At 68.7% G+C, this 22,222-nt stretch carries 21 protein-coding genes and 1 riboswitch; of the genes, 11 read left to right on the top strand and 10 right to left on the bottom strand.

All coding sequences use genetic code 11. The features are described from left to right. Window positions 1-71: 71 nt before the first annotated feature. The gene (locus tag KU887_RS14225) at window positions 72-1,520 is read left to right on the top strand and encodes a DEAD/DEAH box helicase (RefSeq protein WP_034201401.1); all 1,449 of its coding nucleotides are present in this window, start codon (window positions 72-74) and stop codon (window positions 1,518-1,520) included. On the opposite strand, the gene KU887_RS14230 is transcribed toward KU887_RS14225, so the two are convergent. The 3 genes from KU887_RS14230 to KU887_RS14240 all read right to left on the bottom strand — a co-directional run bounded on the left by KU887_RS14230 (window position 1,514) and on the right by KU887_RS14240 (window position 4,886). After that, window positions 1,514-2,020, bottom strand: coding sequence for a hypothetical protein (locus KU887_RS14230; protein ID WP_006484466.1), 507 nt, complete (start codon window positions 2,018-2,020; stop codon window positions 1,514-1,516). The genes KU887_RS14225 and KU887_RS14230 overlap by 7 nt on opposite strands. Before the next feature lie 70 nt (window positions 2,021-2,090). After that, window positions 2,091-2,918 (bottom strand): ferritin-like domain-containing protein, encoded by an 828-nt coding sequence (locus KU887_RS14235; protein WP_006484464.1) that lies wholly within the window; start codon window positions 2,916-2,918, stop codon window positions 2,091-2,093. A gap of 327 nt (window positions 2,919-3,245) precedes the next feature. After that, on the bottom strand, window positions 3,246-4,886 hold the full coding sequence (locus KU887_RS14240) for a gamma-glutamyltransferase family protein (RefSeq protein ID WP_258250436.1): 1,641 nt from the start codon (window positions 4,884-4,886) through the stop codon (window positions 3,246-3,248). Window positions 4,887-5,098: 212 nt separating this feature from the next. Here KU887_RS14240 and KU887_RS14245 point away from each other — a divergent pair, with 212 nt between their 5' ends. Further along, window positions 5,099-5,878: a DeoR/GlpR family DNA-binding transcription regulator gene (locus tag KU887_RS14245; RefSeq protein ID WP_006493999.1), complete on the top strand. Its 780-nt coding sequence runs from the start codon at window positions 5,099-5,101 to the stop codon at window positions 5,876-5,878. A 300-nt stretch (window positions 5,879-6,178) separates the two neighbouring features. Next, window positions 6,179-6,376: a hypothetical protein gene (locus tag KU887_RS14250; RefSeq protein WP_006477892.1), complete on the top strand. Its 198-nt coding sequence runs from the start codon at window positions 6,179-6,181 to the stop codon at window positions 6,374-6,376. A 94-nt stretch (window positions 6,377-6,470) separates the two neighbouring features. On the opposite strand, the gene KU887_RS14255 is transcribed toward KU887_RS14250, so the two are convergent. After that, window positions 6,471-6,839, bottom strand: a complete 369-nt coding sequence (locus KU887_RS14255; protein ID WP_196432949.1) for a hypothetical protein — start codon at window positions 6,837-6,839, stop codon at window positions 6,471-6,473. A gap of 162 nt (window positions 6,840-7,001) precedes the next feature. On the opposite strand from KU887_RS14255, the gene glpD reads away from it, so the two are divergent. The 3 genes from glpD to KU887_RS14270 all read left to right on the top strand — a co-directional run bounded on the left by glpD (window position 7,002) and on the right by KU887_RS14270 (window position 10,930). Next, window positions 7,002-8,525 carry a glycerol-3-phosphate dehydrogenase gene (glpD, locus tag KU887_RS14260; protein ID WP_124675366.1) on the top strand — a complete coding sequence of 508 codons (1,524 nt, stop codon included), beginning with the start codon at window positions 7,002-7,004 and terminating at the stop codon, window positions 8,523-8,525. 104 nt (window positions 8,526-8,629) lie between these two features. Further along, the gene (gene glpK / locus KU887_RS14265; RefSeq protein ID WP_258250437.1) at window positions 8,630-10,132 is read left to right on the top strand and encodes a glycerol kinase GlpK; all 1,503 of its coding nucleotides are present in this window, start codon (window positions 8,630-8,632) and stop codon (window positions 10,130-10,132) included. Between the two features lie 81 nt (window positions 10,133-10,213). Next, window positions 10,214-10,930 (top strand): MIP/aquaporin family protein, encoded by a 717-nt coding sequence (locus tag KU887_RS14270; protein ID WP_006484467.1) that lies wholly within the window; start codon window positions 10,214-10,216, stop codon window positions 10,928-10,930. A gap of 60 nt (window positions 10,931-10,990) precedes the next feature. Here the strand turns inward: KU887_RS14270 and KU887_RS14275 are convergent, their stop codons facing one another. Genes KU887_RS14275 through KU887_RS14285 form a run of 3 tightly spaced genes read right to left on the bottom strand, consistent with a single transcriptional unit; the run spans window position 10,991 to window position 13,673 of the window. After that, window positions 10,991-12,241, bottom strand: coding sequence for an NAD(P)/FAD-dependent oxidoreductase (locus KU887_RS14275; protein WP_006494001.1), 1,251 nt, complete (start codon window positions 12,239-12,241; stop codon window positions 10,991-10,993). A 4-nt stretch (window positions 12,242-12,245) separates the two neighbouring features. Then, a complete protein-coding gene (locus KU887_RS14280; protein ID WP_048989294.1) occupies window positions 12,246-12,554 on the bottom strand; it encodes a non-heme iron oxygenase ferredoxin subunit in 309 nt (102 codons plus the stop codon). A gap of 36 nt (window positions 12,555-12,590) precedes the next feature. Continuing rightward, window positions 12,591-13,673, bottom strand: coding sequence for a fatty acid desaturase family protein (locus KU887_RS14285; protein ID WP_258250438.1), 1,083 nt, complete (start codon window positions 13,671-13,673; stop codon window positions 12,591-12,593). Between the two features lie 174 nt (window positions 13,674-13,847). Here KU887_RS14285 and KU887_RS14290 point away from each other — a divergent pair, with 174 nt between their 5' ends. From KU887_RS14290 to KU887_RS14310, 5 genes are all read left to right on the top strand, one after another. Next, entirely contained in the window at window positions 13,848-14,912 is a 1,065-nt protein-coding gene (locus tag KU887_RS14290) for a LacI family DNA-binding transcriptional regulator (protein WP_048987471.1), read from the top strand. Between the two features lie 143 nt (window positions 14,913-15,055). Further along, on the top strand, window positions 15,056-16,081 hold the full coding sequence (locus tag KU887_RS14295; RefSeq protein WP_069353148.1) for a xylose isomerase: 1,026 nt from the start codon (window positions 15,056-15,058) through the stop codon (window positions 16,079-16,081). A gap of 39 nt (window positions 16,082-16,120) precedes the next feature. Next, entirely contained in the window at window positions 16,121-16,948 is an 828-nt protein-coding gene (locus KU887_RS14300; RefSeq protein ID WP_062884334.1) for a TIM barrel protein, read from the top strand. 38 nt (window positions 16,949-16,986) lie between these two features. Next, window positions 16,987-17,973: an inositol 2-dehydrogenase gene (gene iolG / locus KU887_RS14305; RefSeq protein ID WP_062884333.1), complete on the top strand. Its 987-nt coding sequence runs from the start codon at window positions 16,987-16,989 to the stop codon at window positions 17,971-17,973. A gap of 188 nt (window positions 17,974-18,161) precedes the next feature. Then, window positions 18,162-18,848 (top strand): HAD family phosphatase, encoded by a 687-nt coding sequence (locus KU887_RS14310; RefSeq protein WP_034178337.1) that lies wholly within the window; start codon window positions 18,162-18,164, stop codon window positions 18,846-18,848. Between the two features lie 70 nt (window positions 18,849-18,918). Here the strand turns inward: KU887_RS14310 and ribB are convergent, their stop codons facing one another. The 3 genes from ribB to KU887_RS14325 form a co-directional block, all read right to left on the bottom strand. Next, a complete protein-coding gene (gene ribB, locus KU887_RS14315; protein WP_034201392.1) occupies window positions 18,919-19,629 on the bottom strand; it encodes a 3,4-dihydroxy-2-butanone-4-phosphate synthase in 711 nt (236 codons plus the stop codon). A 118-nt stretch (window positions 19,630-19,747) separates the two neighbouring features. Continuing rightward, window positions 19,748-19,896, bottom strand: a riboswitch (FMN riboswitch). A gap of 188 nt (window positions 19,897-20,084) precedes the next feature. Next, a complete protein-coding gene (locus KU887_RS14320) occupies window positions 20,085-20,774 on the bottom strand; it encodes a helix-turn-helix domain-containing protein (protein ID WP_006489265.1) in 690 nt (229 codons plus the stop codon). Between the two features lie 219 nt (window positions 20,775-20,993). Further along, window positions 20,994-22,169 (bottom strand): MFS transporter, encoded by a 1,176-nt coding sequence (locus KU887_RS14325; RefSeq protein WP_006497370.1) that lies wholly within the window; start codon window positions 22,167-22,169, stop codon window positions 20,994-20,996. Window positions 22,170-22,222: the final 53 nt, after the last annotated feature.

The following is a 22,222-nucleotide window of genomic DNA, read 5'->3' on the forward strand; positions in this document are numbered from 1 at the left end:
GTTTTGCGATGCAGGTTTGCCGCGCGGGCCGCGCGACGCATCGCCGATCATAAAACTCAAGAGTGGTATCTATGTCTTTCGAATCTCTCGGCCTGGCCGAACCGCTGGTCAAGGCGGTCAACGAGCTCGGCTACACGTCGCCGACCCCGATCCAGCAGCAGGCGATCCCGGCCGTCCTCGGCGGCGGCGACCTGCTCGCCGGCGCACAGACCGGCACCGGCAAGACCGCCGGCTTCACGCTGCCGATCCTGCAACGCCTGCACACGTTCTACGCCGAGCACCGTGGCGCGAAGCGCGCGGTGCGCGCGCTGATCCTCACGCCGACGCGCGAACTCGCCGCCCAGGTCGAGGAAAGCGTCCGTGCGTACAGCAAGTACCTGAAGCTGCGCTCGACCGTGATGTTCGGCGGCGTCAGCATCAATCCGCAGATCGATGCGCTCAAGCGCGGCGTCGACATCGTCGTCGCGACGCCGGGCCGCCTGCTCGATCACATGCAGCAGAAGACCATCGACTTGTCGGATCTCGACATCCTCGTGCTCGACGAAGCCGACCGGATGCTCGACATGGGCTTCATCCACGACATCAAGCGCGTGCTCGCGAAGCTGCCGCCGCAGCGTCAGAACCTGCTGTTCTCGGCCACCTTCTCCGATGAAATCAAGGCGCTCGCCGACAGCCTGCTCGACTCGCCCGCCCTGATCGAAGTCGCGCGCCGCAACACGACCGCCGAGAGCGTCGCGCAGAAGATCCACCCGGTCGATCGCGACCGCAAGCGCGAGCTGCTCACGCACCTGATCCGCGAACACAACTGGTTCCAGGTGCTCGTGTTCACGCGCACCAAGCACGGCGCGAACCGGCTTGCCGAGCAGCTGACGAAGGACGGCATCAGCGCGATGGCGATCCACGGCAACAAGAGCCAGTCGGCCCGCACGCGCGCGCTGGCCGAGTTCAAGAACAGCACGCTGCAGGTGCTCGTCGCGACCGATATCGCCGCGCGCGGGATCGACATCGACCAGTTGCCGCACGTCGTCAACTTCGACCTGCCGAACGTGCCCGAGGATTACGTGCACCGGATCGGCCGCACGGGCCGCGCGGGTGCGACCGGCGAAGCCGTGTCGCTCGTGTGCGTCGACGAGAAGCAGTTGCTGCGCGACATCGAGCGGCTGATCAAGCGCGAGATCCCGCAGGAAGTGATCGCGGGCTTCGAACCCGATCCGAACGCGAAGCCGGAGCCGATCCAGCAGCGCCGCGGGCAGCAGCAACCGCGTGGCGGTGGCGGCGGCGGCAATCGCCAGCCGCGCGCCGGCGGCTCAGGCCAGCCGGCCGCGAAACGCGACGGCCACGCGCAACCGAAGGCCGCGCAGCAGAAGGCCGCGAAGCCGCGCACGCAAGGCGGTGCCGGCGCCGGTGGTAACGGCGGCGGACGTCCGGCGGGCGGCGGCAACGGCGCCCGCCCGGCGAACGGCAACGCCGCGCACGCGAACCGCAACCGTTCGTCGCGCAGCGGCCAGCGCGGTCACTGAAGCCGCGCGGCCGCGCGCCGCAGGTGCTCGACCTGGCGTTGCCAGCGTGCGAGCACCGCGGCGCGCTCCCCTTCCAGCGTGAACGTGACGCCTGTCGCGAGACGCGCATAGCCGACCCGCTGCGCATCGCCGTGCGCGATCGTCGCAGCGAATCCGGCCAGTCCGCCGAAGTCTCCTTCGAGCGGCGCCATCTCCAGTTGCGCCTGAAAGAACGCACCGTCCGCGACGAGCGTCAACGCGGCCGTGCGCCGCTGCGCGATCGCGCGCGCCGCCCGCGACTGCGGCCAGAGCGCGATCAGCAGCGTGCGCGCATCGCGTGCATAGATCTCGCCGACGCCGAGCAGCGTCGTGCGCAACTGGCCGTCGTCGGTCGCGACGATCAGCGATGCGGCCATGTCGGCATGACGCTCGAGTGCGGTGCCGTCGAACCGCGACACGACGGTGGGCGGCCACGCGTCGAACGTCCATTGTTCGAGCGCGTGGCGATGGGTATCGGTCATGATGGCGTGGCCCCGGTGCGGATCGGATGAGGATGCGCCAGCATACGCGCGACGGGCCGTGCCGCGGCGATCAGCGCAGGAAAACGTGCCGCGTGATCTTCGTGAGCGGATAGTGGACGCCCGGCTGGATCTTCGCGGGCAGGTCGAGCGGCTTGAGCAGCATCTTCACGCACATGTCGGCCGACAGGTTGCGCCGGACGAGCGAATTGATGCGCGCGGCGCGCTCGCGGTTGTACTGGCTGTCGCCGACGCGATCCGGATAGCGGATCGCGAACACGTGGCGCAGCGCGATCTCGGAGTCCTCGTTCTTGATTTCCATCACGCGGCGCGCGAGCGCGCCGAGCACCGCGAGCCGGCCGTTGCCTTCGACCTGGTTGTACTTCTTGAAGAACTTGAAGAAGTGCTTGTAGTGACGCACTTCGTCCGTGCGGATGTTGTCGGTGATTTCCTTCAGCACCGGCTCGTCCGAGCATTCGTTGATCGCGCGATAGAGCGTGGCCGTGCCCGTCTCGACGACGCAGCGTGCGACCATTTCGAGCGCGCGGGTTTTTTCGAACGCCTCGACCGAGCAGGTCTTCGAATACTCGGCAAAGAAATTCGCGAACGCGGTATCCCAGTCGAACTCGGGCCACACGTGCGCGATGTACGCCTTCAGCGCGCGGCCGTGCTGCAATTCTTCGTGCTCCCATGCATTGTTGAGCCATGCGGAGACTTCCGGATCGTCATTGAAGAATTCGCTCAGATTGCTCGTATAGAGATCCGAGCCGCTCTCGATGAACGACGACGCGCACAGCAGCAGCAGCAGATCCTCGTTCGCGGCGGCACGCTGACGATCGATCCGGTTCAGGTCGATGTCCTCGATACGCCACGGCATCACATGCGTCGTTTTGGTGTCCATGGTAGTGCGCTCCCAGTCGTCGCGCGGAGGCCGGCCCATGCCTGGGGCACAGGCGCCAGCCGATCCGCAGGCGGCGTTTTACTTGCGTTTATAGTGAATCGGTCCGGCCGAACCATCTTGGCATCTTAGCCGGACTTTGATGTTCGTGCTCCAGAGCACTGACCATACCCGACGAGCGCAGTTCCACGGCGCCTGTTGCCGTGCGTTAGATGAGTCCTTCAAACCGCTTGCGCGTGCTCGACGGCAGGCGCCGCGCCAAATGAAAACGGGCGGCCGTCGGGCCGCCCGTCATGCCGGGACACTGCCAAGCAGGCTGGAAGCGATCCGTCAGAAACCGGCCGCCAGCCCGTCGCGCCGGCTGTCGCTCGCGGCCACGTAGCCGCGCTCCGGATCGTCGGGATCGAGGCGCCAGACGAACTGCCCCGATCCGAAATCCATGTAAGGATCGTCGATCGACTTGATCGTATGGCCGCGCGCGGCCAGCGCGTCGACCGTCGCGCGGTTCATCGTCGCCTCGACGTCGAGCGTGAAGTCGCGGTTGACCTTCCAGCGCGGCGCGCAACACGCGGCCTGCGGTTGCTGGCCATAGCCGAGCATCCGCACGATGGTCTGCAGGTGGCCTTGCGGCTGCATGTCGCCGCCCATCACGCCGAAGCTCATCACCGCCTCGGTGCGGCCATTGGCTTCCTCGGTGACGAACGCCGGGATGATCGTGTGGAACGGCCGCTTGCCGCCCGCGACGACGTTCGGCGAAGCCGGGTCCATCGAGAAGCCGTGCCCGCGGTTCTGCAGCGCAATGCCCGTGCCGGGGACGACGAGCCCCGAACCGAAGCCCATGTAGTTCGACTGGATGAAGCTCACCATCATCCCGCGCTCGTCGGCCGCCGACAGGTAGATCGTGCCGCCCGAATGCGGACGGCCGGCGGCGAAGTGCGTCGCCCGCGCGCGATCGATCAGCTTCGCGCGTTCGGCGAGATACGCATCGTCGAGCATCTGTTCGGGCGTGACCTCCATCGCGCGCGGATCGGCGACGTAGCGATAGACGTCCGCGAACGCAAGCTTCATCGCCTCGATCTGCAGATGCTGCGAATCGACCGAGTCGACCGGCCATTCGGTCACGCCCGCATGCTCGGCGATGCCGAGCGCGATCAGCGCGGCGATACCCTGCCCGTTCGGCGGAATCTCGTGAATCGTGTGGCGGCCGAAGCGCTTGCCGATCGGCTCGACCCATTCCGGCCGGTACGCGCGCAGGTCGGCTTGCGTCAGCGCGCCGCCGCCTTCGCGCGCGAACGCGGCGATACGCTCGGCGAGCGCCCCTTCGTAGAACGCACGGGCGCCGTCCTTCGCGAGCGTGCGCAGCGTCTGCGCATGACCGGGCAGGCACACGCGTTCGCCGACGAGCGGTGCGCGGCCGCGCGGCATGAAGGTGTCCGCGAAGCCCGGCAGGCCCTGCAGTTCGGGAACGGCCGCCGCCCACTTGTGCGCGACGATCGGCGGCACCGAATAGCCGCGCTCCGCGATCTCGATCGCCGGCTCGAGCAGGTCCGCGAACGGCAGCGAACCGAACTTCGCGTGCAGCGCTTCCCAGCCCGCGATCACGCCCGGCACCGTGACGGTGTCCCAGCCGCGCGTCGGCTTGTTCGCGATGCCGTGCGCGTCCTCGCCGTGGCGCTTGCGAAAGTAGTCGACGTTCCAGGCGGCCGGCGCCACGCCCGATGCGTTCAGCCCGGACAGCCGCTCGCCGTCCCACACGAGCGCGAATGCATCGCCGCCGAGCCCGCACGACACGGGCTCGACGACCGTGATCGCGGCGGCGGCGGCCAGCGCCGCGTCCACCGCGTTGCCGCCCTTCCACAGCATCCGCAACCCGGCCTGCGCGGCCAGCGGGTGCGACGTCGACACGACGTTGCGCGCGAACACCGGAATGCGGGTCGTCGGATACGGGTTGTGCCAGTTGAAGCCACTCATCGATACCACCTCGTCGAAAGCTGAATGAACGTGCCCCGCGTGAACGGGCAATCCGCCATTGCAGCGCGATCCGCGCGATCGCACAAATTCATTTGTCAAATGAATCCATGCGTTTTCTACATGAATCGCGCGCGGCGATGTTCCGCAGGCCGGCCGAACGCCGTTGCCGCCCTTACAATACCCGCTCCGTCTCACGACACGACCATCGAGCCATGACCCGAGATCCCCGCCTCACCCTCAACGCGCGCCAGCAGGAATTGCTCGAATGGGTGCAGCGCGACGGCTTCGTGACCGTCGACGATCTCGCCGCGCACTTCGCGGTGACGCCGCAGACGATCCGCCGCGACGTGAACTGGCTCGCCGACCTGAACCTGCTGCGCCGCTACCACGGCGGCGCGAGCCTGCCGACCAGCTCGGAGAACGTGTCGTACACCGCGCGCCAGCGGATGTTCCACGACGAGAAGCGGCGCATCGCGGCGCTCGCGGCGTCGCACATCCCCGACCAGGCGTCGCTGTTCATCAACCTCGGCACGACGACCGAGGAAGTCGCGCGCGCGCTGAACCGCCATCACGGGCTGCACGTGATCACGAACAACCTGAACGTCGCGTCGATGATGAGCGGCTACCCCGACTGCGAGGTGCTGATCACGGGCGGCATCGTGCGGCCGTGGGACAAGGGCATCGTCGGCGAGCTCGCGATCGACTTCATCCGCCAGTTCAAGGTCGACTACGCGATCATCGGCACGTCGGCGATCGAAGCCGACGGCACGCTGCGCGATTTCGACACGCGCGAGGTGCGCGTCGCCGAGGCGATCATGCAGCATGCGCGCACGGTCTACCTCGTGACCGACCATTCGAAGGTCGGCCGCCCGGCGCTGGTGCGCCAGGGCCATCTGAGCCAGGTGCATGCGCTCTTCACCGACAAGCCGCTGCCGCCCGAAATGGCCGATACGGTGGCGGCCGCCGGCACCCAGGTGTACGTCGCGGAATGACCGTTGCGATGCTGCACCGCACCTGAAACTTCAAGTGAAATCAAGAAGTTGGCGCCGCGCGCAAACCGCTTGTGGCGGGCCCTTCTGTCAAACGGAAAATTAACGGGGCACGATTTGTCGTTGCCTGCGCGCTCGACTAGACTCCAGTTCCCCGGCCCGTTCGCCGATCCGCCTGTGCCAGGGCGGTGCGAATCGCAGGGCCGGCGAAGACAGCTTTCCCCCCAAGCCATACCCCGCGGGGTATCGCGCGTCGGCGGTGCGCCGGCCGCGCGGGCAGTCCGATTGCCATGGAGAGAAACGATGCTGAGTCCGCATGAATTCGCCACGCTATTGCTTGTGAAGGACGCGCCTGATCAGCGCGACATGGATCGGGATGAACTGGACATCCTGCTCGAACAACAGCTCGTCCGCCTGGAAGGGCTCGGCTCGGGGCGCAAATACTGCGTGACCGAGACCGGCGACGCCGCGCTGCGATCCATCAAATACCGCTATTCGTAAGCTCCGCCGTTCCCTGACCTGAACCTGCTCGCGCGGCCGGAATCGGCCGCGCGGTCGTTCCTGCCTCCCGCCTGTCCGTTCGTCGCCGTCGGCCTCAACCGCCGCGCAGCGTCGGATCGACCGCCGCCCGCCAGCTGATGGCCTGCGCGCGCGCGCCGTTGAAATACGCGATCCAGCCGGCGCGTGCCGCCGCGTCAGGCGCCACATAGTGGGTCGAAAGTTCGTTTACGAACGCACAATAGTTCGCTTCGGTCAGCCCGCGATACCGTTTCGCCACGTACGCGTCGTACAGCGTCGAGTAGACCGGCTGCGCGTCCGCGCCCCAGTCGCGCGCCGCGCCGCCGCACGACGTCTGCAGGTCGACGAACGACGGCGCCCGCCAGTTGCCGGCGAGCGGCGGCATACCCGCGCCGCACCCCGCCAGAAGGACGGCGCACACGCCGGCCCACATCCCAATACGCATGATTCACCTCGCGAAACGGTCGATTCCGCCAGTATCGTCCGGGATCGTGTCGCGCGCTACTGGCCCCGCTTTTTCGAACTTTACTTTTTCGATTCCGTTCGTTAAATTTCGAATTCGAACATTTCATGTTCGCCCCATTTCAACAGACGATAAGGACAGCAGGTGACCCAACCGAATCGCTACGATCTGCTCGTCGTCGGCGGCGGCATCAACGGCGCGGGGATCGCGCGCGATGCGGCCGGCCGCGGCCTGTCGGTCATGCTCTGCGAGCAGGACGACCTCGCGTCGCATACGTCGTCGTCCAGCACGAAGCTGATTCACGGCGGCCTGCGTTACCTCGAGTACAACGAGTTCGGACTGGTGCGCAAGGCGCTGCAGGAGCGCGAAACGCTGCTGCGCGCGGCGCCGCACATCATGTGGCCGCTGCGCTTCGTGATGCCGCACATGCCGAACCTGCGCCCGGCCTGGCTGATCCGCATCGGCCTGTTCCTCTACGATCACCTCGCGAAACGCGAGCTGCTGCCCGGCTCGCGCGGCATCGACATGCGCCGCCATGCGGCCGGCGCGCCGCTGATCGACTCCATCAAGCGCGGCTTCGTGTATTCCGACGGCTGGGTCGACGACGCCCGCCTCGTCGTGCTGAACGCGATGGACGCGAAGGAGCGCGGCGCCGAGATCCTGACGCGCACGAAGCTCGTGTCCGCCGAACGCCGCGGCGACGAATGGGAAGCGCGGCTGCAGCAGGCCGACGGTTCGATCCGCGTCGTGCAGGCGCGCGCGATCGCGAACGCGGCCGGCCCGTGGGTCGGCGACGTGCTGCACGGCGCGCTCGGCCGCGGCGCGCATCACAGCGTGCGGCTCGTGAAGGGCAGCCACATCATCACGCGCCGCCTGTTCGATCACGATCACGCGTACATCTTCCAGAACCCGGACAAGCGGATCATCTTCGCGATTCCGTACGAGCACGACTTCACGCTGATCGGCACGACCGACGTCGAATACACGAGCGATCCGGCGAAGGTCGCGATCGATCGCGACGAGACGCAGTACCTGTGCGATTCGATCAATCGCTATTTCAAGCGCAAGATCTCGCCGGCCGACGTGCACTGGACCTATTCGGGCGTGCGCCCGCTGCTGGAAGACGAGAACGCGGCGAACGCATCGGCCGTCACGCGCGACTATCGCCTTGAACTCGACGACGGCGCGGGCGCGCCGCTGCTGTCGGTGTTCGGCGGCAAGATCACGACGTTCCGCAAGCTCGCGGAAGAAGCCGGCGACATGCTGTGCCGCGCGCTCGGCCGCGACGCGAAGACCTGGACGGCCGGCGTCGCGCTGCCGGGCGGCGACATCGCGGACGCGAAGTTCGACGGGTTCGCCAGCGCGTTCGCGAAACGCCATCCGTGGCTGCCCGCCGCGCTCGCGCGCCGCTATGCACGGGCGTACGGCACGCGTGCGGAGCGCGTGGTGGCGGACGCGAAGTCGCTCGCCGATCTCGGCGCCGAAATCGCGCCGGGCATCCACGATGCGGAACTGCGCTACCTGCGCGACGCCGAATGGGCGACCTGCGCGCAGGACGTGCTGTGGCGCCGCTCGAAGCTCGGGCTGCACGTCGCGCCCGGCACGCTCGACGCCGTGACCGCCGCGGTCGACGCATGGTTCGCCGCCGCGCATGCGCCGCACGCCTGATCCGAATGCAGTTGCAGTTGCCTGACCGACGTTGACTCACCGACGCGCCGCTCACATGCGGCGCGCATCACAACTAAGCCAATCCACGGATGGAGATGAGAGACATGCAGGACCAGTACATCCTCGCGCTTGACCAGGGCACCACGAGTTCCCGCGCGATGCTGTTCGATCGCCAGGGCAATATCGTATCGATCGCCCAGAAGGAATTCGAACAGATCTACCCGCAACCCGGCTGGGTCGAGCACGACCCGCAGGAAATCTGGTCGACGCAAGCCGGCGTCGCCGCGGAAGCCGTCACGCGCACGGGCCTGAACGGCACGTCGATCGCCGCGATCGGCATCACGAACCAGCGCGAAACCACGATCGTCTGGGATCGCGAGACGGGCCAGCCCGTCTACAACGCGATCGTCTGGCAGGATCGCCGCACGGCCGACTTCTGCGACTCGCTGAAGAAGCAGGGCCTCGAAGCGAAGGTGCGCGCGAAGACCGGCCTGCCGATCGACTCGTACTTCTCCGCGACGAAGATCCGGTGGATCCTCGACAACGTGCCAGGCGCGCGCGACAAGGCGCGCCAGGGCAAGCTCGCGTTCGGCACCGTCGACAGCTGGCTCGTGTGGAACTTCACGAAGCATGAGCTGCACGTGACCGACGTGACCAACGCGTCGCGCACGATGCTGTTCAACATCCATACGCGCGAGTGGGACAGCGAGCTGCTCGAACTGCTCGACATCCCGCGCAGCATGCTGCCCGAAGTGAAGGCGTCGTCGGAAATCTACGGCCACACGAAGACCACCGTGTTCGCATCGAAGATCCCGCTCGCGGGCATCGCCGGCGACCAGCATGCGGCGCTGTTCGGCCAGATGTGCACGACGTCGGGCATGGTGAAGAACACCTACGGCACCGGCTGCTTCCTGATGATGAACACCGGCGACAAGCCGATCGAGTCGAAGAACAACCTCGTCACGACGATCGCCTGGCAGATCGGCGACGACGTGCAGTACGCGCTCGAAGGCAGCATCTTCATCGCCGGCGCGGTCGTGCAGTGGCTGCGCGACGGCGTCGGCCTCATCAAGACGGCCGCGGAAATCGAGGCGCTCGCCGCCAGCGTGCCGCATACCGACGGCGTGTATCTCGTGCCGGCCTTCGCCGGCCTCGGCGCGCCGCACTGGAACGCGCGGGCGCGCGGCTCGGTGTTCGGCGTCACGCGCGGCACGAGCGCCGCGCATCTGGCGCGCGCGGCGCTCGATGCGATCGCGTACCAGTCGCTCGACGTGCTGGCCGCGATGGAAGCCGATTCCGGCATCAGCATCGGCGAGCTGCGGGCGGACGGCGGCGCGAGCGCGAACGACCTGCTGATGCAGTTCCAGGCCGACCTGCTCGGCGTCGACGCGGTGCGCCCGCAGATCACCGAGACGACCGCGCTCGGCGCGGCCTACCTCGCGGGCCTCGCGATCGGCTACTGGAAGAACCTCGACGAAGTGCGCGACCAGTGGCAGCTCGATCGCCGCTTCGCACCGTCGATGCCGAAAGAGCAGGTCGAGCAGCGCATGGCCGGCTGGCAGCGTGCGGTGCGCGCCGCGAAGGCATGGGCCGACGACGCCCAGTAATCCGAATCAGTCCGGACGACATACAACAACACCGGCGGACCGCGCGATGCGCGAGTCCGCCGTGACATACGAGAGACAATCATGTCACCTTACATTGCAGAATTCATCGGCACAGCGATCCTCGTGCTGCTCGGCAACGGCGCGGTCGCAAACGTGCTGCTTGCAAAGACCAAGGGCAAAGGCGCGGACCTGATCGTGATCGTGATGGGCTGGGCGATGGCGGTGTTCGTCGCGGTCTACGTGACCGCGTCGTTCAGCGGCGCGCACCTGAACCCGATCGTCACGATCAGCCTCGCGCTCGCGGGCAAGTTCGCGTGGTCGAAAGTCGGCGGCTACGTCCTCGCGCAGATGCTCGGCGGGATGGCCGGCGCGTTGCTCGTGTGGCTCGCGTATCGCCAGCACTTCGCGAAGGAAGCCGATGCGGACCTGAAGCTCGCGGTGTTCTGCACGGCGCCGGCGATCCGCAGCGTCACGCACAACGTGCTGACCGAAGCGATCTGCACGTTCGTGCTGATCCTCGGCGTGCTGTATCTCGCGTCGCCGCAGGTCGGCCTCGGCGCACTCGACGCGCTGCCCGTCGGCCTGCTGGTGCTCGGCATCGGCATCTCGCTCGGCGGCCCGACCGGCTATGCGATGAGCCCCGCGCGCGACCTGTCGCCGCGCATCATGCATGCGCTGCTGCCGATTCCCGGCAAGCGCGACAGCGACTGGCGCTATGCATGGGTGCCGGTCGTCGGCCCGCTGCTGGGCGGCGCCGCGGCGGCCGGCCTGTATCTGCACCTGCACACCACGATCTGATCGCGGTTTGAACGAAGCGCGCGGCCTGCACTGCCGCGCGCTTCACGCCCCTGCGTCGTTCTACCGGTCATTCACGGCCGTCACCAGCGATTTCAGCTTCACGTCGACGTCCGCGACCGCCGCCGGCGTCACGTCGGTCCCGCGCTCGACCAGCATTCTCGCCACGCGCATGTCCTTCACGAATCCCGCTGCACGGCCGAAGCCGCTCGCCGCGACGAGCCGCGCGCGCGCGTCGAAGTGGAAATGGATTTCCGCATCGTCGCCGAGCACGCGCGCGACCGACCGCGTGCCGAGCGCCGGCTCCCCAGCCACCTGCAACTGCGCATCGTATTGATCGGACCAGAACCACGGCGTATCGCGATACGGCTCGCCCGCGCCGAGCATGTTGCGGGCGGCGACGTGCGCTTGCGTCTCGGCGCCGTGCCAGGTCTCCTGTCGAACCAGCTGGCCCGATAACGCGCTCGGAAACACGGCGACGTCGCCGGCCGCGTAGATGCCGCGCGCCGACGTCTCGAGCTGCGCATTCACGACGATCCCGCGCTCGACCGCGAGGCCCGCATCGCGCGCCAGCTCGTCGGCCGGTTCGATGCCGATGCCGGCCACGACCGTGTCGGCGATCAGCGTGTCGCCGTCGTCGAGCACGACGGCCAGCGCCCCGCCCGCGGTCCGCTCGATCGCCACCGGCGTCCGGTTCAGACGAATCGCCACGCCCCGTGCGTCGTGCAGCGCATGCACGCGCGTCGCGATGGTGGCCGGCACCGCGCGGCCGAGCAGTCGCGGCGCCGCATCGAGCACGGTCACGCGGCAGCCGCGCTGCCGCGCCGACGCCGCGACTTCGAGACCGATGAAGCCACCGCCGATCAGCACGATCCGCGCGTCGGGAACGAGCCGCGCGCCGAGCGCCGCCGCATCGTCGAGCGTGCGCAAGGCGAATACCCCGTCGAGCGCCGCGCCCGGGACGGCCAGGCGACGCGCACGGCCGCCCGTGGCCAGCAGCAGCGCGTCGTAGCCGAACACGTGCCCGCCGGACACCCGCACTTCGCGTGCGTGCGATTCGATGCGCTCGACGGTCGCGACGATCCGTTCGATGCGATCGGCCGCCCAGGCTTGCGCATCGCGCAACCGGCATTGCGCCGCGCTGCGCTCGCCCGTCAGCACGCCCTTAGACAACGGCGGCCGCTCGTACGGCGGATGCGGCTCCGCGCCGATCAGCACGATGCGCCCGCGCCAGCCGCACGCGCGCAGCTCCTGCGCCGCGCGGCCGCCCGCATGGCCCGCACCGACGATCGCCATCACCCGGTCGCTGTTCATTGCGTCATACCTCGATCAGGATGCGGCCGTCTTCGATCTTCGCGCGGTACGTGCGCAGCTTCTCGCACGCGGGCGCCGACAGCGGCCGGCCGTCGCGCACGTCGAAGCGGCCGTTGTGCTTCGGGCATTCGATCACGTGATCCATCACGAGCCCGTCCGCGAGATGCACCTGCTCGTGCGTGCACAGGCCATCGCTCGCATACACGTGGCCGTCGATCCGGTAGATCGCGTACGTGCGGCCGTCGCGGTCGAAGCGTGCGACGTCTTCATCGTCGATATCGTCGAGCGCGCCGGCGTCGATCCATTGCGTCATGGTGTGTGTCTCCTTCGTCGGGATATTGGATAACGGCTAGGCGCGCGCGGCATCGGGCACCGGCCGCACGACGCAAGCGGACGGGTCGCGCGTCTGCCGGACCAGCGCCGGCACGATCTCCGCGTACGCGGCCAGCGTGCTGCGGTACGGCGGCGGCATGTCGGCCTTCACGGCTTCATGCAGCTTCGGCAACGCATGGAACGGCACCATCGGGAACATGTGGTGCTCGACGTGATAGTTCATGTTCCAGTACAGGAAGCGGAAAACCGGATTCATCATCACGGTCCGGCAATTGCGCCGGTGATCGAGCACGTTCTCCGGCATGCCCGCGTGCTGCGTGAGGCCGAAATACAGGTACAGCCACGCGCCGTAGAGGCTCGGCAGCCCGATGTAGAGCAGCGGCAGGAGCGTGTGCCAGTACAGCGCGGCGCCCGTCACGAGTGCGTAGATCGCGAGATGGATGCGCGACTCGCGCACGACCTTCCGCCACTCCGATTCGGGCACGTAGGTGCGCTCCTCGTCGTCGAGCCGGCCGGTGAACGACACCGCGATCATCTTGCGCAGTTCGCCGGCCACGTGCTTCAGCGCGACGACGTTCAGCGCGAGCGCGAGCCAGTCGGTCGGCTTCGGCGCGGCGATTTCCGGATCGCGCCCGACGATCAGCGTATCGGTGTGATGGCGCGCATGGCTCCAGCGCCAGGCAGTCGCGCAGCGGAACACCTGGAACGACGCGACCTGGTACAGCACGTCGTTCATCCAGCGCGTGCGGAACGCGGTGCCGTGCCCGCATTCGTGCCAGCGCGAATCGGCCGGGCTGCAGTACAGCGTGCCGTACACGAAGAATGCGGGGACCGCCCACGCCGAGTGCGCGCGCCACGCCAGCCACGCGAGCACGCCGCTGATTGCAATCGCCGCGTACCAGATCAGCGTGTCGCGAATCGCACGCGCATCGCCGCGCTGCATCAACTGCTTCATCAGCGGCCGCGGCACCGCGCAGCGGTACCACGCGGCGTTGACGAGCCCGGCCGCGTGCGCGCGCTCGCCGGCGCCGCCAATCATTCGGTATGCCTGACGGCGCGCCGCCGTGGGTTCGCGTGCCGGGTCGTCGGGTTGGGCCACGTCTGTCTCCTGGGGTTCTTGTGCGGGGGAAGCGCGGCAAGCGCTTCGCCATAGGAACGAAATTAGGCGAGCGGCCGCCCCACCTCAATCGAAACGTTGACGAAATTTCGCCACCGCTTTAGCGTTCCCGACAACGCCACGCGATCGATGGCGACCCTCACGATGGAGACGACCATGGCAGGTGAATCCGGGCCGCGCTGGCGCAAGCGTACCGCGCGCTTCGACGAGATCGCGGCGCTCGCCGGCGTCAGCACGACCACCGTCGACCGCGTGCTGAACGAGCGCGGCAGCGTCTCCGCGCAGGCGCGCGAACGCGTGGTGGCGGCCGCGCGGCAGCTCGGCGTGCCGCGGCAGCTGCCCGACACCCGGCACGGGCTGATCCACGTCGACGTGCTGCTGCCGGACACCGACGCGCCATTCTTCCGACGCTTGCAGCAGGCGCTGCAGCGCTCGCTGCAGATGCTCGACCGGCGCGTGGTCGTGCACCGGACGATCCTGCCCGCCGCGGACGACGCGCGCGCCGCGACGCTGATCGAACGGCCCGCGTACCGGCGCGCGGCGCTGATCGTCACCGCGCACGACACGGCCCGCGTGCGCGACGCGCTGGCCGGCGCGATCGCGCGGGGCGAGACCGTCGTCACGATGGTCACCGACATCGGCGGCATCGACCGCACGCACTTCGCCGGCATCGACAACTATCGCGCCGGGCGCACGGCCGGCTACTACATCGGCCGCCTCGCGGCGCGCCCCGGCCGCGTGCTGCTGCTGGGCGGGCGCATGGGCTACCGCGCGCACGTCGACCGGATGGCCGGCTGCCGCGACCAGCTCGCCGACGCGTTCGCCGCCGTGCGCTGCGACGACGCGCCGGTCGAGACGCTCGACCAGGACGACCGCTGCTACCGCGCGGTGTCGAAGGCGCTGCAGGCGCACGACGACGTGGTCGCGATCTACAACAGCGGCGCCGGTTCGGCCGGCATCGAAGCGGCGCTGCGCAAGGCCGGCGCGATCGGGCGCGTCGTGTGGATCGGTCACGAGATGATCGACCAGCATCGCGCCTTCATCGAAGCCGGCGCGATGGATCTCGCGATCGACCAGGATCCGGACGGACAGGCGATTTCCGCGCTGCAGCACGTGCTGCATGCATGCGGCATCGTCGAACAGCCGCCGCCGGACGATCCGGTCGAATTCCGCGTGTTCTGTCCGGCGAACGTGAGGACGAGCGCGTACCTGCAGCCGTGAATCGCGCCGCGCGGCGGGCCGCGTGCTCGCGGCGAAAAAATCGACCGTCGCGTTGGCGATTTTTCGCCAACGTTTGTCATGCGGGTCGCGCCGCGCCTCCGTACATTGGTCAGCCATCGATAACCGACAACGGACAGGAGACGATGGCTGAACCGATCCTCATCGGCGTGAACCTCGACGGCGTGCTCGAACACGACGGGCTGCCGCCGCCCACGCCCGCCGAGCGCTTCCGGCGGGTCGCCGCTGCCGGCGTGTTCGATTACATCGAAAAGAACCCGGTACGCGGCGAGGACCTGTCGCCGTATTTCGCGCTGGTCGACCGCCACGCGCTGCCGATTCGCGTGATCGGCGGCATCTGGTGCGCCGGCCGCGACGAAGCGCATGTCGCCGAGATCGTCGCCGCGGGCGCGCGCTTCGGCAGCACGGTGCTCAACTGCCAGCTGTTCGCGCATCACGCGGACGGCCATCCGCTGTCGGACCGCGAAGTCGCCGATTTCTACCTGCGCGCCTACGCATCGGGCGAGCCGGTCGGCTGCCTGCCGAGCCTCGAAGTGCACGTCGACATGTGGAGCGAGGATGTCGCCCGCGTGGCGCGCGTCGCGCGGCTGGTCGAGGAGGCCGGCGCGCCGTTCCGGATCACGCTCGATCATTCGCATCTGCTGTTCAAGATCGGCAACCGCGCCGAGCTCGACGCGTCGGGGCTGCGCGAATCGGCCGACGGCGGCTGCGCGATGCTCGACCCGGCGTCGCCCGCCGCGATCTACACCGACTGGATCGCGCGCGGCTGGGTCCGGCATGCGCATGCGCGCAGCGTGACGCCGAACAATCCCGCCAACCGCTGGATGCGCCGCGCGGACGGCCGGCCCGGGCGCGGTATCCAGTACCCGTTCGTCGAACCCGCGCCGGGCGCCTATCACGGCGAATGGCGTGCGGCGTCGCTCGATCCGTGGAAAGCCGCGCTGCGCCAGTTGCTGCACGCGCAAGCGCAGGCCGAGGTTCACGCTCCCGCTCCCGCGCAGCCGGCACGACTCGAGCAGATCAGCTGCGAGTTCATCCCGTTTCCCGACTACGGCGGCGGCGCACGCTATTCGATCTTCGACAACAACGTCGCGTGCGCGCAATGGCTGCGCGACACGTGGCAAGCATTCGCCGCGCATGCCGGCACCTGATTCGCCCCCACGCCCCACTCAAGCTCCAAGGACAGAACGATGAAGCAAGCCTGCCACTTTTCGCTGAACCGGATGAGCGCGCCGCGCTTGCCGTTCGACCGCTACGTCGCGCTGTGCCGGCGCCTCGGTGTCGACACGATCGAGATCCGCAACGATCTCGACGGCGTCGAGCTCGCCGACGGCACGCCGGCCGCCGCCGTGCGCGCAACCGCCGAGGCCGGCGGCGTGACGATCCTGACGATCAACGCGCTGCAGCGCTTCGAGCAGTGGAACGCCGAGCGCGCGGACGAGGCGACCGCGCTGGCCGACTACGCGGCGCAATGCGGCGCGCGTGCGCTGGTGCTGTGCCCGACCAACAGCCGCGCCGACACGCGCAGCGCGGACGCCCGCCACGCGGATCTCGTGACGGCGCTGCAGGCGCTGAAGCCGATCCTCGCGGCCCGCGGCCTGCTCGGCTTCATCGAGCCGCTCGGTTTCGAGCAATGCGCGCTGCGCCGCAAGTCGGACGCGGTAAAGGGCATCTACACGGCGGCGGGCGAGCCGGTGTTCCGGCTCGTGCACGACACGTTCCACCATCATCTCGCCGGCGAGGACATCTTCTTCCCGAACCTGACGGGCCTCGTGCACATCTCGGGCGTCGAGGAAGCCGACCTGCCGATCGAGCGGATGCGCGACGGCCACCGCGTGCTGGTCGGCGGCGCCGACCGGCTCGGCAACATCCGGCAACTGCGCGAACTGCTCGCGCGCGGCTACCGCGGCGCGCTGTCGTTCGAGCCGTTCGCGAGCGAGATCGCCGAAGCCGACGACATCGAAGACCGGCTGCGGGCGAGCATCGACTACGTGCGCGGCGAGCTGGCGGATCGCTGAGCGCATCGGCAAGACAACGCAATCCACAGGAGAACGGAATGATCGAATTCGCTTTGTTCGGCGCGGGCCGCATCGGCAAGATCCACGCGGCGAATCTCGCGCGCCAGCCGGGCGCGAAACTGACATACGTGATCGACCGGCACGCGCCGTCGGCGGAAGCGCTCGCCCGCACGCACGGCGCGCAGGTCGCCGACGTCGAGCGCGCGCTCGGCGACGCGTCGGTGCAGGCTGTCGTGATCGCGTCGAGCACCGACACGCACGCGGATCTCATCGTCGCCGCCGCGAACGCGGGCAAGGCGGTGTTCTGCGAGAAACCGGTCGACCTCACCGTCGAACGCTCGCGTGCATGCGCGGACGTCGTGCGGCGCGCCGGTGTGACCTGCATGATCGGCTTTCAGCGCCGCTTCGACCCGACCTTCGCGGCGCTGAAGGCGCGCGTCGAGCGCGGCGAGATCGGCGCGCCGGAAATGCTGGTCGTCACGAGCCGCGATCCGGGCGCGCCGCCCGCCGACTACATTCGCAGCTCGGGCGGCATTTTCAAGGACATGCTGATCCACGACTTCGACGTGTTCCGCTGGATCCTCGGCGACGAAGCGCAGACGCTGCACGCGACGGGCAGTTGCCTGACCGATCCGGCCGTGCACGACGCGGGCGACATCGATTCGACCGCCGTGACGATCCGCACGCGGCGCGGGTTGCTGTGCCAGATCAACACGTCGCGGCGCGCGGCCTACGGTTACGACCAGCGCTTCGAGCTGCTCGGCAGCCAAGGGATGCTGCAGGCCGGCAACGTGCGGCCGACCGAGGTGAGCGCCTGGCTCGCGGGCGGCATCGCGACGGACGTGCCGGAGCCGTTCTTCCTCGAACGCTACCGGCACGCGTACGCGGCCGAGATCGCGCACTTCGTCGACGCGCTGCGCGACGGCACGCCGGTCCGGACGACGATCGACGACGGGCTCGCCGCGCTCGAGCTGGCCGAAGCCGCGATGACGTCGTGGAAAACGGGGCGCGTGATCGCGCTGTGACGCCGTGAACGGCGGCGGCCCGCGCAACCGGGTCGCCGCAGCCGCACGACCGGCGGCACTCGGGCACGCGTTGCCGCAGTAGCACGGCCGCATCGGGCAAATTTGCCGCCACGTCGCGCGGCAGGCGCATGAAAGCACGTATGATGGCGAATCGATCGGCGTCGCCGATATCCCGCGTTTTCATCACCATGCTCGATCACCTCATCTGCGACTGCGACGGCGTGCTCGTCGACAGCGAAGTCATCGCCGACCGCGTGCTGCTCGACACGCTGTCCGCCACGTTCCCCAACCTCGATTTCGAAGCCGCCGCGAAGTCGGCATTCGGCCAGCAGACGTCGCGCTTCCTCACCGGCATCGAATCCCGCTTCGGCATCGAGATGCCCGCCAACTTCATCGAGACCATCGAGCACAACATCGAAATCGCGCTCGCGCAATCGCTCGCGCCGATCAGCGGCGTGCGCGACGCATTGCTGAAGGTCACGCTGCCGGCCGCCGTCGTGTCGAACAGCCGGCTCGTGCGCGTGCGCAATTCGCTGAAGCGCGCGTCGCTCACCGAGATCTTCGGCGAGCGCGTGTTCAGTTCCGAACAGGTCGCGCGGCCGAAGCCCTACCCCGACGTCTACCTGCATGCGGCGCACACGCTCGGCGTCGAGCCGGCGCGCTGCGTCGTCGTCGAGGACAGCATCTCGGGGCTGAATGCCGCGCGGGCGGCCGGGATGAAGACGATCGCGTTCGTCGGCGCGAGCCACATCCCCGACAACTACGCGGACGCGCTGCGCGCGATGGGCATCACGCGGATCATGCGCCGGATGGACGAACTGCCGGCGCTCGTCGAAGCCGGCATGCGCGGCGAATTCGGCGACGTGCAGTCCTGATCGTCATTCGGGCCGGACCGGGTCGATCCGGCCATGCCGCGGGCGCGCGTACGCGCCCGCCTTCCTTCGCTCAGGCCGGCTCGCAGCAGCGTTCGCGCGCCGCGGCCAGCGACTCGCGGAACTCGACGAGTTCCGCGATCGTCAGCATCGGCAGCCCGTGCCGCTGCGCGAAGCGCTCGACATCGTCGCCGCGCGTCATCGTGCCGTCCGGATTCATCAGCTCGCACAGTACGCCGGCCGGCTTCAGGCCCGCGAGGATCGACAGGTCGACCGTGCCTTCGGTATGACCGCGGCGCGCCAGCACGCCGCCCGGTTGCGCACGCAACGGAAACACGTGGCCGGGGCGCACGATGTCGTGCGGCTTCGCGCCGTCGGCGATCGCCGCGCGGATCGTCGTCACGCGATCGGCGGCCGACACCCCGGTATGCACGCCTTCGCGCGCCTCGATCGACACGGTGAACGCGGTGCCGTTGCGGCTTTCGTTGGTCTGCACCATCGGCGGCAGCTCGAGCGCGCGCACCGTGTCGTCGGTCAGGCACAGGCAGACGATGCCGCTGCACTCGCGGATCAACAGCGCCATCGTCTCGGGCGTGATGCGCTCGGCGGCGACGATCAGGTCGGCTTCGTTCTCGCGGTCGTGGTCGTCCTGCAGCACGACCGCGCGGCCTGCGCGCATCGCGTCGAGCGCAGCGGCGATGCGCGGCGGCACCGGTTCGGAATCCAGCAACGGGAGATCGGCAAAGGCGTCGGCAGGCGCCGACGAAACGGACATCAAGGACATGTGAAACGCTCCTCGCAAATACGATTTGGGCGAAAAACGTTTCAGGGCATTGCAAACAGACAGAACGACAACCCGCTTCGCACGCAGCGCGAAGCGGCCCTGACGGACATGACTATCTGCACATCTTCTCTCATCCGGACTGTGACCGTCGGCTCTGGCATTCGACCAGATCTGCTGACCCCGCGCGAATGCGCGGGCGCTCGCGGGCTCGCCGGCTTACGCCAGCCTACCGCCGGTGGGGAATTTCGCCCCGCCCTGAAGACGCACTGATTGCCGGACGGGAACGCCCCGTCACCGGCGGGCCAAGCATACAACAGCCGCGCGCGACGCGCAGCCCACTACCGGTAAAACCTTACTGACGACCCTGTCTAACGGCATCGTCCGAACGGCCGACGCACCCGCCCGCGATCCCGCGAGAATCCGGGAGCGCAGTCGCGCCGCGCGCACCCGCGCGATCAGTTGGCGGCCGCCGTGTGCGCCGCGTCGGGCACAAGCCAGCGCGGCGGCACCTCGGGGCTCACCGTCACGCGAAACGCCCGCGCTTCGCTGTCGCCCGGGTTGCGCAGGCTGTACGGCTGGTCGGCATCGAACACGATCGCGTCGCCGGTTGCGAGCAACTGGCGGCGATCGTGCACGCTGACTTCGAGCGTGCCTTCGCTGACGACGAGGTTGACCGTCGTGCCGGGGGCGCGACGCGCGCCGGGCTCCGTATGCAGCGGCGCGATGCGCAGCTCGTGGAATTCGGCCGCGGCCGGCTCGCCTTCCGGATACAGCGCACGCGCCGAGAAACGGCCGTTCGAGCTGACGACGCGCGACGCGCGCTCGGCCGCCAGGTGCTCGAAACCGTTCACCGCGTGGCGCCGCAGGAACGCGGCGACCGACACCTTCAGCGCCGCGGCGATCTTGCAGAGCACCTTGATCGACGGCACGCTGCGCGCCGATTCGATCTGCGCGAGCATCGCGCGCGACACGCCGGACAGCCGCGCGAGCGCATCGAGCGACAGTTGCCGCTCGGCGCGCAAGCGCGCGAGGTTCACGCCGACGACCTGCTCGAGCACGTCGAGCGACGCGGACGCGCGCAGGTCGGCGGCATGGCCGGACTCGAAGGAAGACACGTCGCGCACGAGCGCCAGGGATGAAGACATAGCATTGCCTCCGGGCCGCCGCGCGGCCCTGCGTAGGGGGTAAGCCGGAATCGGAATCGGGTTGCGCCGGTCATTGGCGCGTATCGAGACGCTATCACCCGGCCTGGCACGGGCAAACGAAGTTATCTTCACACCGTTATCAGCATCGCGGAGGAATGCGTTTCTCGCGAACCTTTTCCTGCCGCTATGGCGTCGCCGTCGGCGCGCCGGGGCCGACGCTCACTGGGCCGCCGGCGCGGCGCCGCGGGCCGGGCCGCGCGCGTCGAGCCGCATCGCGAGCCACGTGACGATCAGCGCCGCGAACGTCACCGCGACCGCGACCCACGGCAGCGCATCGAGCGCGAAGCCGTGTTCCAGCGCGAGGCCGCCGAGCCACGCACCGCCCGCATTGCCGACGTTGAACGCGCCGATGTTCAGCGTCGACGCGAGATGCGGCGCGCTCGCGGCCTTCTCGACCACGCGCGCCTGCAGCGGCGGCACCGTCGCGAACGCGGCGATCCCCCAGACGAATACGGTGACGGCCGCCGCGACCGGCAGGTGGCTCGTCTTCGCGAACACGGCCATCACGGCCATCAGCGCGACGAGGATCGCGATCAGCGACGGCATCAGCGCGCGGTCGGCGAGCTTGCCGCCGATCGTATTGCCGATCGTCAGCCCCGCGCCGAACAGCACGAGGATCAGCGCGACCGCGCGCGGCGAGTAGCCCGACACGGTCTCGAGAATCGGCGCGATGTACGTGAACACCACGAACACGCCGCCGAAGCCGAGCACGGTCATCAGCAGCGCGAGCCACACCTGCGGCTCCTTCAGCACGCGCACTTCGTGGCCGAGGCCGACCGGCCCGCTGTCGTGGCGGTTCGGCACCAGCGCGGCCACGCCGCCGAGCGCCAGCACGCCGAGCGCGGCGACGATCCAGAACGACGCGCGCCAGCCGAGCAACTGGCCGACGAACGTGCCGAACGGCACGCCGAGCACGTTCGACAGCGTAAGTCCGGTAAACATCAGCGCGATCGCGCTCGCGCGCTTGTCGGCCGGCACGAGCGACGCGGCGACCACCGCACCGATGCCGAAGAACGAACCGTGCGCGAACGACGTGACGACGCGCGCGACCATCAGCATCGCGTAGCCGGACGCGGTCGCGCACAGCACGTTGCCGACGATGAAGATCGCCATCAGCAACTGCAGCGCGGCCTTGCGCGGCATGCGGCTCGTCAGCACCGCGAGCAGCGGCGCGCCGACCGCGACGCCGAGCGCGTAGCCGGTGACGAGCAGGCCGGCCGACGGCAGCGACACGGCCAGGTCGTGCGCGACTTCGGGCAGCAAGCCCATGATGATGAATTCGGTGGTGCCGATGGCGAAGGCGCTGATCGCGAGCGCCAGGAGCGGAATGGGCATGACGTTCTCCGGAAGGCGGCGGCCGCGGCGCCCGATCGGTGCCGCACCGCACA

The sequence above is a fragment of the Burkholderia sp. EMB26 genome, assembly GCF_024730645.1.
Lineage (GTDB): Bacteria > Pseudomonadota > Gammaproteobacteria > Burkholderiales > Burkholderiaceae > Burkholderia > Burkholderia cenocepacia.

Excerpts from the sequence above, each read along its gene's own strand:
- ribB (WP_034201392.1), bottom strand. The coding sequence starts at position 19,629 with ATGTCCTTGATGTCCGTTTCGTCGGCGCCTGCCGACGCCTTTGCCGAT.
- KU887_RS14240 (WP_258250436.1), bottom strand. The coding sequence starts at position 4,886 with ATGAGTGGCTTCAACTGGCACAACCCGTATCCGACGACCCGCATTCCG.
- KU887_RS14325 (WP_006497370.1), bottom strand. The coding sequence starts at position 22,169 with ATGCCCATTCCGCTCCTGGCGCTCGCGATCAGCGCCTTCGCCATCGGC.
- KU887_RS14300 (WP_062884334.1), top strand. The coding sequence starts at position 16,121 with ATGAAGCAAGCCTGCCACTTTTCGCTGAACCGGATGAGCGCGCCGCGC.
- iolG (WP_062884333.1), top strand. The coding sequence starts at position 16,987 with ATGATCGAATTCGCTTTGTTCGGCGCGGGCCGCATCGGCAAGATCCAC.
- KU887_RS14235 (WP_006484464.1), bottom strand. The coding sequence starts at position 2,918 with ATGGACACCAAAACGACGCATGTGATGCCGTGGCGTATCGAGGACATC.
- KU887_RS14280 (WP_048989294.1), bottom strand. The coding sequence starts at position 12,554 with ATGACGCAATGGATCGACGCCGGCGCGCTCGACGATATCGACGATGAA.
- KU887_RS14290 (WP_048987471.1), top strand. The coding sequence starts at position 13,848 with ATGGCAGGTGAATCCGGGCCGCGCTGGCGCAAGCGTACCGCGCGCTTC.
- KU887_RS14275 (WP_006494001.1), bottom strand. The coding sequence starts at position 12,241 with ATGAACAGCGACCGGGTGATGGCGATCGTCGGTGCGGGCCATGCGGGC.
- KU887_RS14230 (WP_006484466.1), bottom strand. The coding sequence starts at position 2,020 with ATGACCGATACCCATCGCCACGCGCTCGAACAATGGACGTTCGACGCG.
- KU887_RS14320 (WP_006489265.1), bottom strand. The coding sequence starts at position 20,774 with ATGTCTTCATCCCTGGCGCTCGTGCGCGACGTGTCTTCCTTCGAGTCC.
- KU887_RS14270 (WP_006484467.1), top strand. The coding sequence starts at position 10,214 with ATGTCACCTTACATTGCAGAATTCATCGGCACAGCGATCCTCGTGCTG.
- KU887_RS14310 (WP_034178337.1), top strand. The coding sequence starts at position 18,162 with ATGCTCGATCACCTCATCTGCGACTGCGACGGCGTGCTCGTCGACAGC.
- KU887_RS14295 (WP_069353148.1), top strand. The coding sequence starts at position 15,056 with ATGGCTGAACCGATCCTCATCGGCGTGAACCTCGACGGCGTGCTCGAA.
- glpK (WP_258250437.1), top strand. The coding sequence starts at position 8,630 with ATGCAGGACCAGTACATCCTCGCGCTTGACCAGGGCACCACGAGTTCC.
- KU887_RS14225 (WP_034201401.1), top strand. The coding sequence starts at position 72 with ATGTCTTTCGAATCTCTCGGCCTGGCCGAACCGCTGGTCAAGGCGGTC.
- KU887_RS14250 (WP_006477892.1), top strand. The coding sequence starts at position 6,179 with ATGCTGAGTCCGCATGAATTCGCCACGCTATTGCTTGTGAAGGACGCG.
- KU887_RS14245 (WP_006493999.1), top strand. The coding sequence starts at position 5,099 with ATGACCCGAGATCCCCGCCTCACCCTCAACGCGCGCCAGCAGGAATTG.
- KU887_RS14255 (WP_196432949.1), bottom strand. The coding sequence starts at position 6,839 with ATGCGTATTGGGATGTGGGCCGGCGTGTGCGCCGTCCTTCTGGCGGGG.